The sequence below is a fragment of the Sphingomonas sp. HF-S4 genome (genome assembly GCF_032911445.1).
Lineage (GTDB): Bacteria > Pseudomonadota > Alphaproteobacteria > Sphingomonadales > Sphingomonadaceae > Sphingomonas > Sphingomonas agrestis.
In genome coordinates this window covers 900,620-915,256 of the sequence record NZ_JAWJEJ010000001.1, presented here as the reverse complement: position 1 = coordinate 915,256, position 14,637 = coordinate 900,620, and the positions used below count along the sequence as shown (strand labels likewise).

14 protein-coding genes are annotated in these 14,637 nt (G+C 68.4%); 10 read left to right on the top strand and 4 right to left on the bottom strand.

Annotation, left to right across the window (positions count from 1 at the left end):
* Nucleotides 1-142 precede the first annotated feature (142 nt).
* Both RZN05_RS03965 and RZN05_RS03960 read left to right on the top strand, forming a co-directional pair.
* A complete protein-coding gene (locus RZN05_RS03965; RefSeq protein ID WP_317225325.1) occupies nucleotides 143-496 on the top strand; it encodes a MarR family transcriptional regulator in 354 nt (117 codons plus the stop codon).
* Nucleotides 497-539: 43 nt separating this feature from the next.
* Nucleotides 540-1,571 (top strand): spore coat protein U domain-containing protein, encoded by a 1,032-nt coding sequence (locus RZN05_RS03960; protein ID WP_317225324.1) that lies wholly within the window; start codon nucleotides 540-542, stop codon nucleotides 1,569-1,571.
* A gap of 39 nt (nucleotides 1,572-1,610) precedes the next feature.
* Here RZN05_RS03960 and RZN05_RS03955 read toward each other — a convergent pair whose 3' ends face one another.
* Nucleotides 1,611-2,411 carry a DODA-type extradiol aromatic ring-opening family dioxygenase gene (locus RZN05_RS03955; RefSeq protein WP_317225323.1) on the bottom strand — a complete coding sequence of 267 codons (801 nt, stop codon included), beginning with the start codon at nucleotides 2,409-2,411 and terminating at the stop codon, nucleotides 1,611-1,613.
* A gap of 164 nt (nucleotides 2,412-2,575) precedes the next feature.
* Here RZN05_RS03955 and RZN05_RS03950 point away from each other — a divergent pair, with 164 nt between their 5' ends.
* The 4 genes from RZN05_RS03950 (at nucleotide 2,576) to recJ (ending at nucleotide 6,841) form a co-directional block, all read left to right on the top strand.
* Complete coding sequence (locus RZN05_RS03950; protein ID WP_317225322.1) at nucleotides 2,576-3,079, top strand: (2Fe-2S)-binding protein; 504 nt, start codon at nucleotides 2,576-2,578, stop codon at nucleotides 3,077-3,079.
* 120 nt (nucleotides 3,080-3,199) lie between these two features.
* Complete coding sequence (locus RZN05_RS03945; protein WP_317225321.1) at nucleotides 3,200-4,192, top strand: RcnB family protein; 993 nt, start codon at nucleotides 3,200-3,202, stop codon at nucleotides 4,190-4,192.
* Nucleotides 4,193-4,289: 97 nt separating this feature from the next.
* The gene (locus RZN05_RS03940) at nucleotides 4,290-5,027 is read left to right on the top strand and encodes a 2OG-Fe(II) oxygenase (protein WP_317225320.1); all 738 of its coding nucleotides are present in this window, start codon (nucleotides 4,290-4,292) and stop codon (nucleotides 5,025-5,027) included.
* 47 nt (nucleotides 5,028-5,074) lie between these two features.
* The gene (recJ, locus tag RZN05_RS03935; protein WP_317225319.1) at nucleotides 5,075-6,841 is read left to right on the top strand and encodes a single-stranded-DNA-specific exonuclease RecJ; all 1,767 of its coding nucleotides are present in this window, start codon (nucleotides 5,075-5,077) and stop codon (nucleotides 6,839-6,841) included.
* Here recJ and yghU read toward each other — a convergent pair.
* Nucleotides 6,838-7,725 (bottom strand): glutathione-dependent disulfide-bond oxidoreductase, encoded by an 888-nt coding sequence (gene yghU, locus RZN05_RS03930; RefSeq protein WP_317225318.1) that lies wholly within the window; start codon nucleotides 7,723-7,725, stop codon nucleotides 6,838-6,840. The genes recJ and yghU overlap by 4 nt on opposite strands.
* A 172-nt stretch (nucleotides 7,726-7,897) precedes the next feature.
* On the opposite strand from yghU, the gene leuC reads away from it, so the two are divergent.
* Both leuC and leuD read left to right on the top strand, forming a co-directional pair.
* Complete coding sequence (leuC, locus tag RZN05_RS03925; protein ID WP_317225317.1) at nucleotides 7,898-9,337, top strand: 3-isopropylmalate dehydratase large subunit; 1,440 nt, start codon at nucleotides 7,898-7,900, stop codon at nucleotides 9,335-9,337.
* 1 nt (nucleotide 9,338) lies between these two features.
* On the top strand, nucleotides 9,339-9,920 hold the full coding sequence (leuD, locus tag RZN05_RS03920; RefSeq protein ID WP_317225316.1) for a 3-isopropylmalate dehydratase small subunit: 582 nt from the start codon (nucleotides 9,339-9,341) through the stop codon (nucleotides 9,918-9,920).
* Nucleotides 9,921-10,105: 185 nt separating this feature from the next.
* On the opposite strand, the gene RZN05_RS03915 is transcribed toward leuD, so the two are convergent.
* Nucleotides 10,106-11,569, bottom strand: a complete 1,464-nt coding sequence (locus RZN05_RS03915) for an aldehyde dehydrogenase family protein (RefSeq protein WP_317225315.1) — start codon at nucleotides 11,567-11,569, stop codon at nucleotides 10,106-10,108.
* 158 nt (nucleotides 11,570-11,727) lie between these two features.
* Between RZN05_RS03915 and hisD the strand changes: the two genes are divergently transcribed.
* The gene (gene hisD, locus RZN05_RS03910) at nucleotides 11,728-13,050 is read left to right on the top strand and encodes a histidinol dehydrogenase (RefSeq protein ID WP_317225314.1); all 1,323 of its coding nucleotides are present in this window, start codon (nucleotides 11,728-11,730) and stop codon (nucleotides 13,048-13,050) included.
* On the top strand, nucleotides 13,047-13,811 hold the full coding sequence (locus RZN05_RS03905) for an SDR family NAD(P)-dependent oxidoreductase (RefSeq protein ID WP_317225313.1): 765 nt from the start codon (nucleotides 13,047-13,049) through the stop codon (nucleotides 13,809-13,811). Before hisD ends, RZN05_RS03905 begins: the two co-directional genes overlap by 4 nt.
* A 38-nt stretch (nucleotides 13,812-13,849) precedes the next feature.
* Here the strand turns inward: RZN05_RS03905 and RZN05_RS03900 are convergent, their stop codons facing one another.
* On the bottom strand, nucleotides 13,850-14,635 hold the full coding sequence (locus tag RZN05_RS03900) for an SDR family oxidoreductase (protein WP_317225312.1): 786 nt from the start codon (nucleotides 14,633-14,635) through the stop codon (nucleotides 13,850-13,852).
* Between the last annotated feature and the right edge of the window lie 2 nt (nucleotides 14,636-14,637).

The following is a 14,637-nucleotide window of genomic DNA, read 5'->3' as shown; positions in this document are numbered from 1 at the left end:
CGCGGCGGGCTGGCCCCAGTCGTCGCGACTGAATTGTTTCGCACGAGGAACGATCGTGTCCGGTACGGATGGAAAGAAGCAGCTCTCAGGCGATTCTCGACCCCAGAGCGTGGCGCAAATCCCGACCAGCATCGAGGAACTGATGAGCGCTCGCGCGTCGCCCGATCATCGCGCGAGCGTCGAGAGCATCATCCGCGTCCGCGAGGCACGCAGCAAGTTCATGCCCGAGAACTGGTTCTCGGATCCGGCATGGGACATCTTGCTGCGACTCTACCACGCCTATCTCGACGGGCTCGAACGGACGGTCGGCGATCTGGGGAGCTTTGCGAGCACCTCGCCGGCGACCACCAATCGCTGGCTCGACGTGCTCGCGTCGCGCGGCTGGATCCATCGCCGGCGCGACGAGCGCGACCAGCGTCGCGTGTTCATCTCGCTGTCGGAAACCGGCGCCGAGCAGATGCACGAATGTTTCGAGCAGATGCGCAAGAACTGCTGACTTTCCCCGGCCGGGTATCGCGGCCGCTTGCGGAGCTTTGCCTGTGATCGCCCTTCTTCGCCGCGCCGCGATGGCGTCGCTCGTGCTCGTCCTGTGGGCCGCGCCTGCGAATGCGTGCACCGTCTCGTCACCCGCCACGGCCAGCCTCGGCAGCCACTCGCCCAATGCGATTCGGGCCGCGGCGATCCCGGTCATCGAGCGCTTCGGCGGGATCAACTGTTCGAACAGCACGATCACGCTGCTCGGCGGCAACGTCCTCACCGCGACGATCAGCAACGCCAACAGCTTCAAGCTGACCTCGTCGGGCCAGCCCGACGGCGCGTTCCAGGTCTTTCCCAGCGCCACCAGCAGTACGGCGATGGCATCGGGCGTCGCGGTCAACTTCCTCAATCCCGCAGTGGTCGACATTCTCGGCCTGCTCGGCGGCAGCCCGAGCAACATCCCGCTCTTCATCAAGCTGTCGAGCGCGACCCTGCTGACGCCCGGCACCTATAACGGCGCGTTTCGTGTCACCTGGGCGTGGAAATTCTGCTCGGGCGTATGGGTGGGCAGCACCTGCACCCTCGGCACGCTCGACCAGGGCGGCGGCGCCTCCGACATCGCCTTCACGGTCACCGTCGCGCCCAAGCCGGTGACCGTGACGACGAGCGCGCTCACCACCTGGGATCCGATCTCCGGCACGAGCTTCCCCAAGGCGATCATCGGCGCCAAGAAGCGCGTAACCGTCATCGTCGCCAACCCCGACATCGTCGCCACCGATCTCAATTCGGTCCGCGTCGAGCTGCCCACCCAGGCGGGCACCGCGATCGCGCTCGAAGGCGATGGCGCGAGCGCAGGCGCGCCGATCAAGTTCACCGACGGCACGCCGAGCTCGACGCTGGCATTCAGCTACACCAATGCCGGGGACGGCGCCGACGATGTCGATTTCTATTCCGACGGCACCGGCTGGGCCTATGTCCCCACCCCCGGCGACAGCGTATCGCAGCGGCTGGTCAAGAAGGTGCGGCTGAAGCCGCGCGGCAAGCTCGCGGCAGGCTCGTCCTTCACCGTGACGCTGCCGTATCTGGTGTATTAGGCACTAATTCCCCCCGAGCTTTGCTCGGGAGGAATGATCTCACCCAAACTGGAATCCGCTGACCGCCCAGCCCATCACATGGTCGCGATAGTCGCACACCGCCGGCCCCGCGCCGCCGGCACCGAGCGCGACCATCAGCGGCAGCAGATGTTCTTCGCGCGGATGCGCGAACTGCGCGTGCGGCAGGCTGTCCCACGACGTGACGCGCTCAGCACGCCGCACCGGATCGGGATCGGTCACGGCATCGACCAGCGCGGCATCCCATGCGTCGGCCACCGGGGTCACCTGCGGCCCGCGCGCGCGAAGATTGTGGAAGCTCATGCCAGAGCCGATAATCAGCACGCCTTCGTCGCGCAGCGGCGCCAGCGCCGTGCCGATCGCGATATGCGCCGCCGGATCGAGATCCTTGCGCAGCGACAACTGGACCAGCGGAATATCCGCATCGGGCACTGCGACCATCATTGGAATGAACACGCCATGGTCCCAGCCGCGCTCGCGTTCGACACCGACCGGGAATCCCGCCTGCTCCAGCAATTCCTGGGCCCGCGCCGCCACGTCCGGCGCGCCGGGCGCGTCCCAGCGCAGCTTGTACGTGTGCTCGGGAAAGCCATGATAGTCGAACAGCAGCGGCTGGCCGTTCCCGGCATGGACGGTGACCTGATCCTCCTCCCAATGCCCCGACACGAGCAGGATCGCCTTCGGCCGCTCGGGCAACCCGCCAATCAGTCCGGCGAGATAGGCCTGCATCTTCCGCCACATCGGATCGGCCGGCCCGCCCTCCGGGTCCATGAAGAAGCACGGCCCGCCGCCATGCGGGATGAAGAGCGCTGGAAGTGTCATGCCACAGATGTCGGCCTCACCCGCAGCCTGTACAATGCCGGTTACGGAAACGCGCCGTTTCCCTGCGCTCCCCTTCCGCTTGCGGGAGGGGTCGGGGGAGGGCATGGTTGAAACATGGCGTACAGCCCCTCCCCTGCCCCCTCCCGCAAGCGGAAGGGGAATACGTGACTCGCTTCACCGTCAACAACCAGCCGGTCGAGTACAAGATGGACCCGCGCACCCCGCTGCTCTGGGCGCTGCGCGATGCCTCGAACCTCACCGGCACCAAATATGGCTGCGGGACCGGCGATTGCGGCGCGTGCGCAGTGGATGTCGATGGCGGGCTGCGGCTCGCCTGCCAGGAGACGATCGGCGCGCTCGAGGGCACCTTCGTCACCACGATCGAGGGGCTTTCGAAGAATCGCAGCCATCCCGTCCAGCAGGCGCTGCTGGCCACCAACATCGTCCAGTGCGGCTATTGTATCCCCGGCATCGTCATGGCGGCGTCGGTGTTGCTGCGCACCAACCGCAACCCCAGCGAAGAGGATATCAAGGGTGCGATCCCCAATATCTGCCGTTGCGGCATCTATCCGCGGCTGATCGTCGCGATCACCGACGCGGCGCGGTCTGCACGCGGCGAGGCGCCACTGCCCGAAGAGCCCCAGCCGGAGACCCCGGCGCCCGAATGACCTTTCCCAATTCTTTCAGTCACCTTTCGCCGCAATTCAGCAACCGCTCATCCGGCGAGCCCTATTCCTCCTCCCAGAATGAAGCCCGGCCTCACGCCGGTCTCGACGGAGACAGTTGAGATGAAGAAGACCTTGCTCGCGGCGATCATCGCCGCAACGGCTCTGGTCCCGCCGGCAGCACTCGCGCAGGAGCGCGGCCGCTGGGGCGGCGGCGGGCGCGCCGAGCGTTCGTCGGACGGCGGCCAGTCGCAGGCCCGACCGAGCCGTGGCGGGGGCGAATGGCGCCAGCAGCAGCAGTCGGCGCCCCAGGCACAGCCGCAGCGCCAGTGGAACGGCGGCGGCGAGCGCCAGCGCGGCGGCTGGAACCGTCCGCAGGCGCCCCAGGCCACACCGCAGCCCGCGCCCCAGGCCCAGGAGCAGCGCTGGAATGGCAGTCGCGGCGACCGCAATCAGTGGAATGGCGGCCAACGCGGCGAGTGGAACGGCAATCGCGGGGATCGCAGCCAGTGGAACGGCGGCAATCGCGGTGCCGACGCAGCGCTTCCCGCGCTCGACCAGCGTCGCCAGCAGCAGGTCCGCGATGCCACGCGCGGCCGCTGGAACGATGGTGATCGCGGCCGAGTAGACCGTGATCGCAACTGGAACGGCGATCGCAACCGCGGCCAGTACGACCGCGGCGACCGCAACTGGAACGGCGACCGCAACCGCGGCCAGTATGATCGCGGCAACCGCAACTGGAACGACAACCGCAATTGGAGCAACGACCGCAACCGCGGCTGGGGCAATGACGGCAATCGCGGACGCTGGAACAACAATTGGCGCAACGACCGCCGCTACGACTGGCGCGGTTACCGCACCAGCAACCGCAGCCTCTATCGCCTGCCGCGCTACTACGCGCCCAGCGGCTGGGGCTATGGCTATCGGCGGTTCGGCATCGGCTTCACGCTGAACTCGATCCTCTATTCGCAGAACTACTGGATCAACGACCCGTTCTACTATCGCCTGCCTGAAGTCGACGGCCCGTATCGCTGGGTGCGCTATTATAACGATGCGCTGCTCGTCGATATCTACAGCGGCGAAGTGGTCGACACGATCTACGACATCTTCTGGTAAGGAAGCCCGCAGCCTTGCCAGGGATCCTGGGGCCCGGTGGCAACGCCGGGCCCCTTGCCGCTTGCAAATCCTGCCGCGCCGCGCGATTTCGCAAAGCGTGAAGAACGGCAAGAGCAATGACGGCAGGGTCTCGGGCGGCCCCTCCCCCAACCGCGCGAAGATCGGCCGCGACGTCTCGACGCGGCTCGAGGCCAATCCGGCGGTCCGCCGCGCCAAGGTCGAGGCGGCGCAGATGTACACCGTCCCCGGCTTCCTAAGCGACGCCGAGTGCGACGCGCTGGTCGCACTGATCGATTCGAACTCACGCCCCTCTACCCTGCTCGCCGCAAGCGAGGATCCCGAATATCGCACCAGCCACAGCTCGGACCTCTATCGCTGGTCCGACGAGATCCTCGCGATCGACCAGCGCATTGCCGCGCTGCTCGGCATCCCCGAGGAGAATGCCGAGACGCTCCAGGGCCAGCGCTACGCGGTCAACCAGCAGTTCCGCGCGCATTGCGACTATTTCCACGAGTCGAGCGCCTACTGGCCCAAGATGAAGGAGACCGGCGGCCAGCGCACCTGGACCGCGATGGCCTATCTGAACGATGTGCCCGAAGGCGGCGCAACCTGGTTCCCGCGCGCCGGCATCCGCTTCAAGCCCAAGCGCGGCATGCTCGTCGTCTGGAACAACATGTGCCCCGACGGCACCCCCAATTACGATACGCTCCACGAGGGCATGCGCGTGCTCGACGGCACCAAGTACATCGTCACCAAGTGGTTCCGCGAAGGCGCCTGGATCAAGGATCATATCCAGACCTACATCGCCGGCGGGATCGAGAACGCGGCAAGCTGACCGCCGCATCGCTCGACAAGCGGCCGCCCGACCGCCACAACGCCGGAATGTCCCCGGTTCTCAATATCCATCGGTCGATCCTCGGCCAGCCCTGGCGTTGGCGCGGGCTGGCGGCCGATGCCCGCGATCCCAATTTCGCGCCCGACGACCTCGTCACCCAGCTGCTGCTCACCCGCGGCTGCCCGCGCGAGGACATCGACGACCACCGCGCGCCGAGCATCCGCGCGTTCATGCCCGACCCTTCGATCTTCCGCGACATGGACAAGGCCTCCGAACGCCTCGCCGACGCCGTCGAGAAGCGCCAGCAAGTCGCGATCTTCGGCGACTATGACGTCGACGGCGCCACCTCTGCCGCGCTGCTGATCCTTCTGCTCCGCGACCTGGGGCTCGAGGCGCGCCCGTACATTCCCGACCGGCTGATGGAGGGCTACGGCCCCTCGGGCGAGGCGCTGGTCCGCCTCCACCACGAGGGCGCGGACCTGATCGTCACCGTCGATTGCGGCGCGCAGGCGTTCGAGGCGCTTCAAATGGCCAAGGACGCCGGTGCCGAAGTCATCGTCTGCGACCATCATAAGTGCGCCGCCGAGCTGCCGGTCGCCCACGCGGTGATCAACCCCAACCGGCTCGACGAAGGCGAGGGCGCCGCACACGGCCATCTCGCCGCGGTCGGCGTCGCCTTCCTGCTCGGCGCCGCGCTGATCCGCACGCTGCGCGCCCGCGGCTTCTTCCAGGGCCGCGCCGAGCCGCGCCTGCTCGACCTGCTCGATCTCGTCGCGCTCGGCACCGTCGCCGACGTCGCATCCTTGAAGGGTCTCAATCGCGCCTTCGTCGCGCAGGGGCTCAAGGTGATGGCGCAGCGTCGCAACATTGGCATGAACGCGCTGATCGAGGCCTCGCGACTCACCCGCGCGCCGAGTTGCACCGATCTCGGCTTCGCGCTCGGCCCGCGGATCAATGCCGGCGGCCGCGTCGGACGCTCCGATCTCGGCGTCCGCCTGCTCACCACGCGCGATCCCGATGAAGCGCGGACCATCGCCGAAGAGCTCAACCTGCTCAACGAAGAGCGCCGCGCGATCGAATCCGAAGTCCAGTTCGCCGCCGAGCAGCTCGGCATGCTGCAGGCCAATCGCAGGGTTGTCATCGTCTCCGGCCGCGGCTGGCATGCCGGGGTGATCGGTATCGTCGCGGGCCGGCTCAAGGAGAAGCTCGGCCGCCCGGTGATCGTCATCGCGCTCGACGAGAACGGTATCGGCAAGGGCTCCGGTCGCTCGATCCCGGGCGTCGACCTCGGCGCCGCGGTGCTCAGCGCCAAGGATTCAGGGCTGCTCCACGCCGGCGGCGGCCACGCCATGGCGTGCGGGGTGACGATCGCCGAGGACCAGCTCGAAGCGTTCGCCGACTATCTCGAGGAGCGCCTCGCCGAGCGCGTCACCGTGGCGATGGGCGAGCGCGCGCTGCTGCTCGACGCCGTACTCGCCCCCGGCGGCGTCAATCCCGCGCTGGTGACCGCGATGGATGCCGGCGGTCCCTATGGCATGGGCTGGCCCGCGCCGCGCGTCGTCGCAGGCCCGCTCAGCGTGCTCAAGGCCGATGTCGTCGGCTCGGGGGGGCATGTCCGGCTGATCGTCGCGGGTGAGGACGGCCGCAGCCTCAAGGCCGTCGCCTTCCGCCACGCCGAGACCGAACTGGGCGCCGCGCTCCTTTCCGCCCCCCGCCACCGCAAGCTCTGGCTCGCCGGCCGCGCGAGGATCGACGACTGGGGGTCGCGCCCCGCCGCCGAGCTGCACGTCGAGGACGCTGCCTGGGCCGACTAGCCCGGATCCTGCTCGCTGCCGACCCGATCGAAATCGCCGGCATCGTGACGCTCGCGCAGGAAGCGGCCATCGGGGGCCGAGTTGCGGTTGACGATGCGCCCGCGCTGCACCGCCTCGCGCCCGCAGACCAGCTTCGCCCAGCGCGCGACATGGACGTATTCGCCGACGCCCAGGAATTCCTGCGCATTGTAGGCGCTGTCCATCAGCCCGCCATACCAGGGCCAGACCGCCATGTCGGCGATCGTATAGTCCACGCCGACCAGATATTCGCTCTCCGCCAGATGCGTGTCGAGCACATGGAGCTGGCGCTTGGTCTCCATCGCATAGCGATCGATCGCATATTCGATCTTGAACGGCGCATAGGCATAGAAATGCCCGAACCCGCCGCCGACGAACGGCGCCGAGCCCATCTGCCACATCAGCCAGTTCATCGTGCTGGCGCGCGCGCTATGCTCGGTCGGCAGGAACGCCCCGAACTTCTCGGCAAGGTAGAACAGGATCGAGCCGCTCTCGAACAGCCGGGTGACCGGATCGGTCGAGTGATCCGCGAGCGCCGGGATCTTCGAATTGGGATTGAGCGCGACGAATCCGCTGCCGAACTGGTCGCCCTTGCCGATATCGATCAGCCACGCGTCATATTCAGCGCCCGCATGCCCCGCCGCGAGCAGTTCCTCGAGCAGGATCGTGACCTTCTGGCCGTTGGGCGTCCCGAGCGAATAGAGCTGGAGGGGGTGCCTGCCCACCGGCAGCGGCTTTTCGTGCGTCGCGCCCGAGACCGGGCGGTTGACGCTGGCGAACTGGCCACCATTCGCCTTGTCCCAGGTCCACACCCGCGGCGGGACATAGCCCTGGGGCTGGTTGTTCGCGTTCGGATCGTCTGCCATCTTCGCCTCGCTCGCCATTCGTGTCGCTATTTATCGCGGCGCTCCCCGCCCCGCGAACCAGTTTCGCTACGCGGCAGGAAGGAAGAAGTGCACACCCCCAGAATAACCGCACAGCGAGCGGCGACGAGGCCCGGCGCTCCGCCCTCGCCCGGATGCGCTAGGCGATGCTGTCATGCGCACGCATCCGCGAACCTTGTACGAGAAGATCTGGGACGCGCATGTCGTCGATCGCCGCGACGACGGAACCTGCCTGCTCTATATCGACCGCCATCTGGTCCACGAAGTCAGCAGCCCGCAGGCGTTCGACGGGCTGCGTGCCGCGGGCCGTCGCGTCCGCCGCCCCGACCTGACGCTGGCGGTTCCCGACCACAACCTCCCGACGACCCCGCGCCGCCGCGCCGACGGATCGCGCATCCCGGCGACCGATCCCGACAGCGCGATCCAGCTCGCCGCGCTCGAGCGAAACGCCGCCGAATTCGGCATTCCCTATATCGACGATGCCTCCGCGCGGCAGGGCATCGTCCATGTCGTCGGCCCCGAACTCGGCTTCACCCTGCCCGGCACCACGCTGGCCTGCGGCGACAGCCACACCACCGCGCACGGCGCGCTCGGCGCGCTGGCGATCGGCATCGGCACCAGCGAAGTCGAGCATGTGCTGGCAACCCAGACGCTGCTGCTCAAGCCTTCGCGCACGATGGAGATCCGGCTCGAAGGCGCCCCCGGCATCGGCGTCTGCGCCAAGGACATCGCCCTCCACCTGATCGGCCGCATCGGCATCGCCGGCGCCACCGGCCATGTCATCGAATATACCGGCAGCACGATCCGCGCGATGTCGATCGAGGCGCGGCTGACCATCGCCAACATGTCGATCGAGGCCGGTGCCCGCGCCGGGCTGATCGCGCCCGACGCCAGCACCTTCGCCTATCTCCAGGGCCGCCCGATGGCACCGAAGGGCACCGACTGGGACGCCGCAGTCGCGCGCTGGCGGGCGCTGACCAGCGATCCCGACGCGCGCTACGACCGCAGCATCACGGTCGACGTCGCCCAGGTCCCGCCTAGCGTCACCTGGGGCACCAGCCCGCAGGACGTCGTCCCCGTCACCGGCGGCGTCCCCGATCCGGCCGCGTTCGAAGACCCGGCGCGCCGCGCGCTCGCCGAGCAGGCGCTCGCTTATATGGGCCTCGAACCCGGCACGCCGATCGCGGACATCGCCATCGACCACATCTTCATCGGCAGCTGCACCAACGGCCGGATCGAGGATCTCCGCGCCGCGGCGGAGGTCCTGCGCGGCCGCCGCATCGCCGCGGGCATCCGCCGCGCGATGGCCGTCCCCGGATCGGGCCAGGTCAAGCGCCAGGCCGAGGCCGAGGGGCTCGACCGCATCTTCCGCGACGCCGGGTTCGAATGGCGCGAGCCGGGCTGCTCGATGTGCGTGGGGTTGAACGAGGATCGCGTGCCCCCCGGCGGGCGCTGCGCCTCGACCTCAAACCGCAACTTCCCCGGCCGTCAGGGGCCGGGATCGCGCACCCACCTGCTCTCCCCCGCAATGGCGGCCGCGGCGGCAGTGACCGGCCACCTCACCGATGTTCGCGAACTGACTGGGAACGCCTGAGATGGAACCGCTCCGCACGGTAGCCGGGCGTGCCTATCCCCTCGGTCGGCCGGACGTCGATACCGACACGATACTCCCCGCCGCCTATCTCAAGACGATCACCCGCACTGGTCTCGCGCGCGGCGCGTTCGAGGCGCTGCGCCGCACGCCCGGCAACGTCTTCGATGACCCCGCCTTTGCCGGCGCGCCGATCCTGATCGCCGGGGCGAATTTCGGCTGCGGGTCGAGCCGCGAGCACGCCGCCTGGGCGCTGCTCGATTTGGGCATCCGCGCGGTGATCGCGCCGAGCTTCGCCGACCTGTTCGCCAGCAACGCCTTCAAGAACGGCATCGTCACCGTCGAGCTGTCGCAGCCCTCGGTCGACCGGCTGACCGCGGTGGCGCGCGGCGGCACGCTGCGGGTCGATCTGGAAACCATGACGGTTACCAGCTCCACCAGCGACGCCTTCGCCTTCACGATGGACCCATTCCGCCGCGAATCGCTGCTCCTCGGCCGCGACGAGATCGCGCTCACGCTCGGCAGCGAGGCCGCGATTGCACGGCACGAAGCGAGTGGAGTCGTCGAGCCGATCGTAGCGCTTTAGGACGTATTGCTCCCCTCCCTGCTTGCAGGGAGGGGCTGGGGGTGGGTGCGCGCGTCTGCGCGCTCAAAAAGACTCATCAACCAGCTCGGCAAAACAGCCTCGGTCGAGGCATCGAGCCTCGACCAAGGCTAAACCCACCCCCTGCCCCTCCCTGCAAGCAGGGAGGGGAGAATTATCGATCCGCCCTACAGCTTCGCGTTGATCAGCATCGCCTGGCTGTGCTCGGCGACGCCGTATTCGGCATAGTCCATCCCGATCCCCGATTGCCGCGCGAAGGGCATCGGCAGCGCCGCGGTGAACGCGCCGTGCTGGTTGACCCAGCCCGTGCCCGCGTCGATCCGCTCGACCAACGCGATGCCGCGGTCCACGTCCCGCGTCCACACCGAAGCGCCCAGCCCATAATCGCCGCGATTGGCAAGCTCGAGCACCGCCTCTTCGTCGGAGAACGGCAGGATCGGCAGCACCGGCCCGAACTGTTCCTGGTCGATCAGATCGACGCCGTGGCCGATCCCCGCGACCAACGTCGGCGGAATGAACAGTCCTGCCGCTTCGTGCCGCACCCCGCCGGTCAGCACCTGCGCGCCATGCGCTACCGCGTCGTCGTACAGCGCCCAGACGCGATCGAACTGCGGACGGTTCTGCACCGGCGTCATCGTGCTCGCCGGATCGAAGCACGATCCCGGCACTGCACCCTGCGCACGCTGCACGATAGCCGCAGCCACTGCGTCATAGATGCTCTCATGCACGTACAGCCGCTTGATCGCCGCGCAGAACTGCCCGGCATTTTCCAGCGAGATGCGATAGACCGTGTCCGCCAGTGTCTCGACATCGGCATCGGCGAGCACGATCGCCGGATCGTTGCCCCCCAGTTCGAGCGTAAGGCGTTTCAAGGTCGGCGCCGCGGCGGCAGCGATGCGCTTGCCGGTGGCAGTCGATCCGGTGAACGAGACCTTGGCGACGTCGGGATGGACGGTCATCGCCGCGCCGACCCCGGCATCGCCGGTAATCACGTTGAACACGCCGGCGGGAAATACCCCGCGCCCGATCATGCCCATGTACAGCGCCGACAGCGGCGTGAACGGCGACGGGCGCAGCACCAGCGTATCGCCCGCCAGCAGCGCATTGGCGATCTTGGCGACCGCAAGGATAACCGGCCCGTTCCACGGCGCGATCGCCGCTGCGACGCCCAGCGGACGCCGCCGCAGCCGCACCCGCGCGCCCGGCCGCTCGATCCGCACATCGGGGAGCACCTGCGCGGCGATGGTGCGGACATAGTCCACCGCAAACGCCACTTCGCCCCAGGCGCGGCGCAACGGCCGACCGGATTCCGCCGCGACGATCAGCGCCAGCGTGTCCAGATGCTCGAACAACGTGTCGGCGAAGCGTTCGAGCATCACCCGGCGGGCGTCCCAGCTGGTAGCCGCCCAACCGGGAAACGCCGCGCGCGCGGCGGCGACTGCGTCGTCGACATGGCCGGTATCGGCATCGGGATAGTCGGCGATCTCGGCGGCATTGCCCGCATGGATCACGCTGCCGCGCTGCCGCGCCGGCGCGTCGCGCCCGGCGATGGTCATCTGGAGCGCCAGCCCCTCGATCCAGCGCGGCATGTCCGCCGGAACCCGCGCGTAGAGATACTCGCCGTTGGTCATGCCCCGTCCTTCCACAGCCCTGATCTAGACTAGCCGCTCGCGCGCCCGGCGCGCCGCTCCGCCTGCCGTTTATCCGCTACGCGGTCATCATGGCGCCCGAGCCTCGAATAGCCCCGCCGATCCCGCCACCCCGAAGCGACAGGCGAGAGGAGCAGGTGATGGCGGAATGGCTCAAGCGCGGGCTGGATACGGACGCGAAGGCGCAGGCCGACCGCAAGGTGCGCGACCTGGTCGAGGCGACGCTGGCGGATATCGAGACACGCGGCGACGCGGCGGTACGCGAGCTCTCGGTCCGCTTCGACGGCTGGGATCGCGAAAGCTATCTGCTCACCGATCGCGAAAAGCAGGACTGTCTCGACCAGCTCTCCGGTCACGATCTCAAGGACATCGAATTCGCCCAGGCGCAGGTTCGCAACTTTGCGCAGATCCAGCGCGAGTCGATGCGCGACGTCGAGGTCGAGACGCTGCCCGGCGTCGTGCTGGGCCATAGGAACATCCCGGTCAATGCCGCGGGCTGCTATGTCCCCGGCGGCAAGTATCCGCTGCTCGCCTCGGCGCATATGTCGGTAATCACTGCCAAGGTGGCGGGCGTGCCGCGCGTCGTCACCTGCGCGCCGCCCTTCCAGGGCCGACCCGCCCCGGCGATCGTCGCGGCGCAGGTGCTTGCCGGCGCCGACGAGATCTACGCGCTCGGCGGCATCCAGGCGATCGGCGCGATGGCGATCGGCACCGCGAGCATCGCGCCGGTCGACATGCTCGTCGGACCCGGCAACGCCTTTGTCGCCGAGGCCAAGCGGCAATTGTTCGGCCGCGTCGGCATCGACCTGTTCGCCGGGCCTACCGAGACGCTGGTGATCGCCGACGACAGCGTCGATGGCGAGCTCTGTGCCACCGACCTGCTCGGCCAGGCCGAGCACGGGCCCGACAGCCCGGCGATCCTGCTCACGACCTCGCGCGCGCTCGCCGAGGATACGATGCGCGAAGTCGAGCGGTTGCTCACGATCCTACCGACCGCCGACTATGCGCGGAAGGCGTGGGAGACCTATGGCGAAGTGATCGTTGCCGAGAGCGATGAGGAAATGGTGCGCATCGCCGACGGCCTCGCCTCGGAGCACGTCCAGGTGATGACGCGCGACCCGGATTACTTCCTCGCGAACATGACCAATTACGGCGCGCTGTTCCTTGGCGCGCGGACCAACGTCTCCTATGGCGACAAGGTGATCGGGACCAACCACACGCTGCCGACGCGGAAGGCGGCGCGCTATACAGGCGGGCTGTGGGTGGGCAAGTTCCTCAAGACCTGTACCTATCAGCGCATCCTTACCGACGAGGCTTCGGCGATGATCGGCGAATATTGCTCGCGGCTGTGCGCGCTCGAAGGCTTTGCCGGGCATGGCGAGCAGGCCAATATCCGCGTGCGCCGCTATGGCGGGCGCAACATCCCCTATGCCGGCCGCGCAGAGCCGGTCGAGCCGGCATGACGCTGCCGCGGACGCCGAGCTTCCGGCTGGACGAACGCCGCGCGGTAGTCACCGGCGCCGGGCGGGGAATCGGGCTTGGCGCCGCCGCGGCACTTGCCGCCGCGGGCGCCGCGGTAACCCTGGTCGCCCGCAGCGGTGGCGAGATCGAGGACGCGGCGGCGGCAATCCGGGCGGACGGCGGCGATGCGGTCGCGGAGACGCTCGATGTTTCGCGGATCGGCGATGTCGCCGCCTTCTTCGCCGATCGCCCGGCGTTTGATATCCTGGTCAACAATGCCGGGACCAACCGTCCGATGCCGATGACCCAGGTGTCGGAAGCCGATTACGACGCGGTGCTCGACCTCAATGTAAAGAGCGCCTTCTTCACCGCCCAGGCGGCGGCGAAGCGGATGATCGAAGACGGCTTGGCGGGCTCGCTGATCCATATGGGATCGCAGATGGGGCATGTCGGCGGGCCCAACCGCTCGCTCTATTGCGCCTCGAAATGGGCGCTGGAGGGGATGAGCAAGAGCTTCGCGCTCGATCTCGCGTCGCACGGCATCCGCTCGAACACGATCGCGCCGACCTTCATCGAGACGCCGCTGACGCGCCCCTATTTCGAGGACGCGACATTCCGGGACAGCGTCCTCGCCAAGATCAAGCTCGGCCGCATCGGCCAGGTCAAGGACCTGATGGGCGCGGTAGTCTTCCTCGCCTCGGACGCCTCGGCGCTGATGACGGGGACGAGCATGGTGATCGACGGGGGCTGGACGGCAGATTGAGTCCCTTCATTCTCCTCCCTGAAAGGGAGGGGAGTTCGCTACCGATACCGCGCCAGCACGTCCCGGCCGGGCTCGTCGCGCTGGCGCGCCGCGATCTTCTCGGGCGTGAGCCAGGAAAACACCGCGCCGTGCTCGTCATTGGCCTCGAAGATATCCGCCGCCCAGGCGGCAACGGTCTCGACATGGTCGCCGATCACGTTGACCCAGGCCTCGCGCGCGTCGCGCTCGGGTCCGGCCGGCATCCGGGCATGCTCGCGCAGGAAGCCCTGGCTCATTACCAGCCCTGGACTGATCGCGCCGAGCAGCACCGGCCCGCCGCGCGTCTCCTCGGCAAGCGACTGGGTGAGGAACTGCACCGCGCGCTTGGTGGTGGCATAGCCGATCATGTGCGGCACCGGCTGGCCGTCCGATCCGGCCCCGAACACATTGTAGATCGCCCCCCTGCCCTGCGCGCGCATGCCGGTCAGCGCCACCTGGCAGCCCTGCATCGTGCCGAGCACATTGATCTCGAGCATCTGGCGGAAGTCGGCCGCGGGCAGTTCGGCAAGCTCGGCCCCGGTCAGCGCCAGCCCGGCATTGTTGACCCAGAGGTCGACCGATCCGAACGTCGCCGCCGCGCCGTCGAACAGCGCCTGCACCTGCCCGGCATCGCGCACGTCGCAGGCAAACCCCGCCGCGCCGCCGCCAATCTCCGCTGCGGCGGCACGCGCCTCGTCGCCGCTGGGCGAGGCGATCGCCACGCGCCAGCCGCGCCCCGCCAGCGCCTCGGCGAGCCCGCGCCCGATCCCCTTGGTGCTTCCGGTCACCACTGCATGCTTCGTCATGG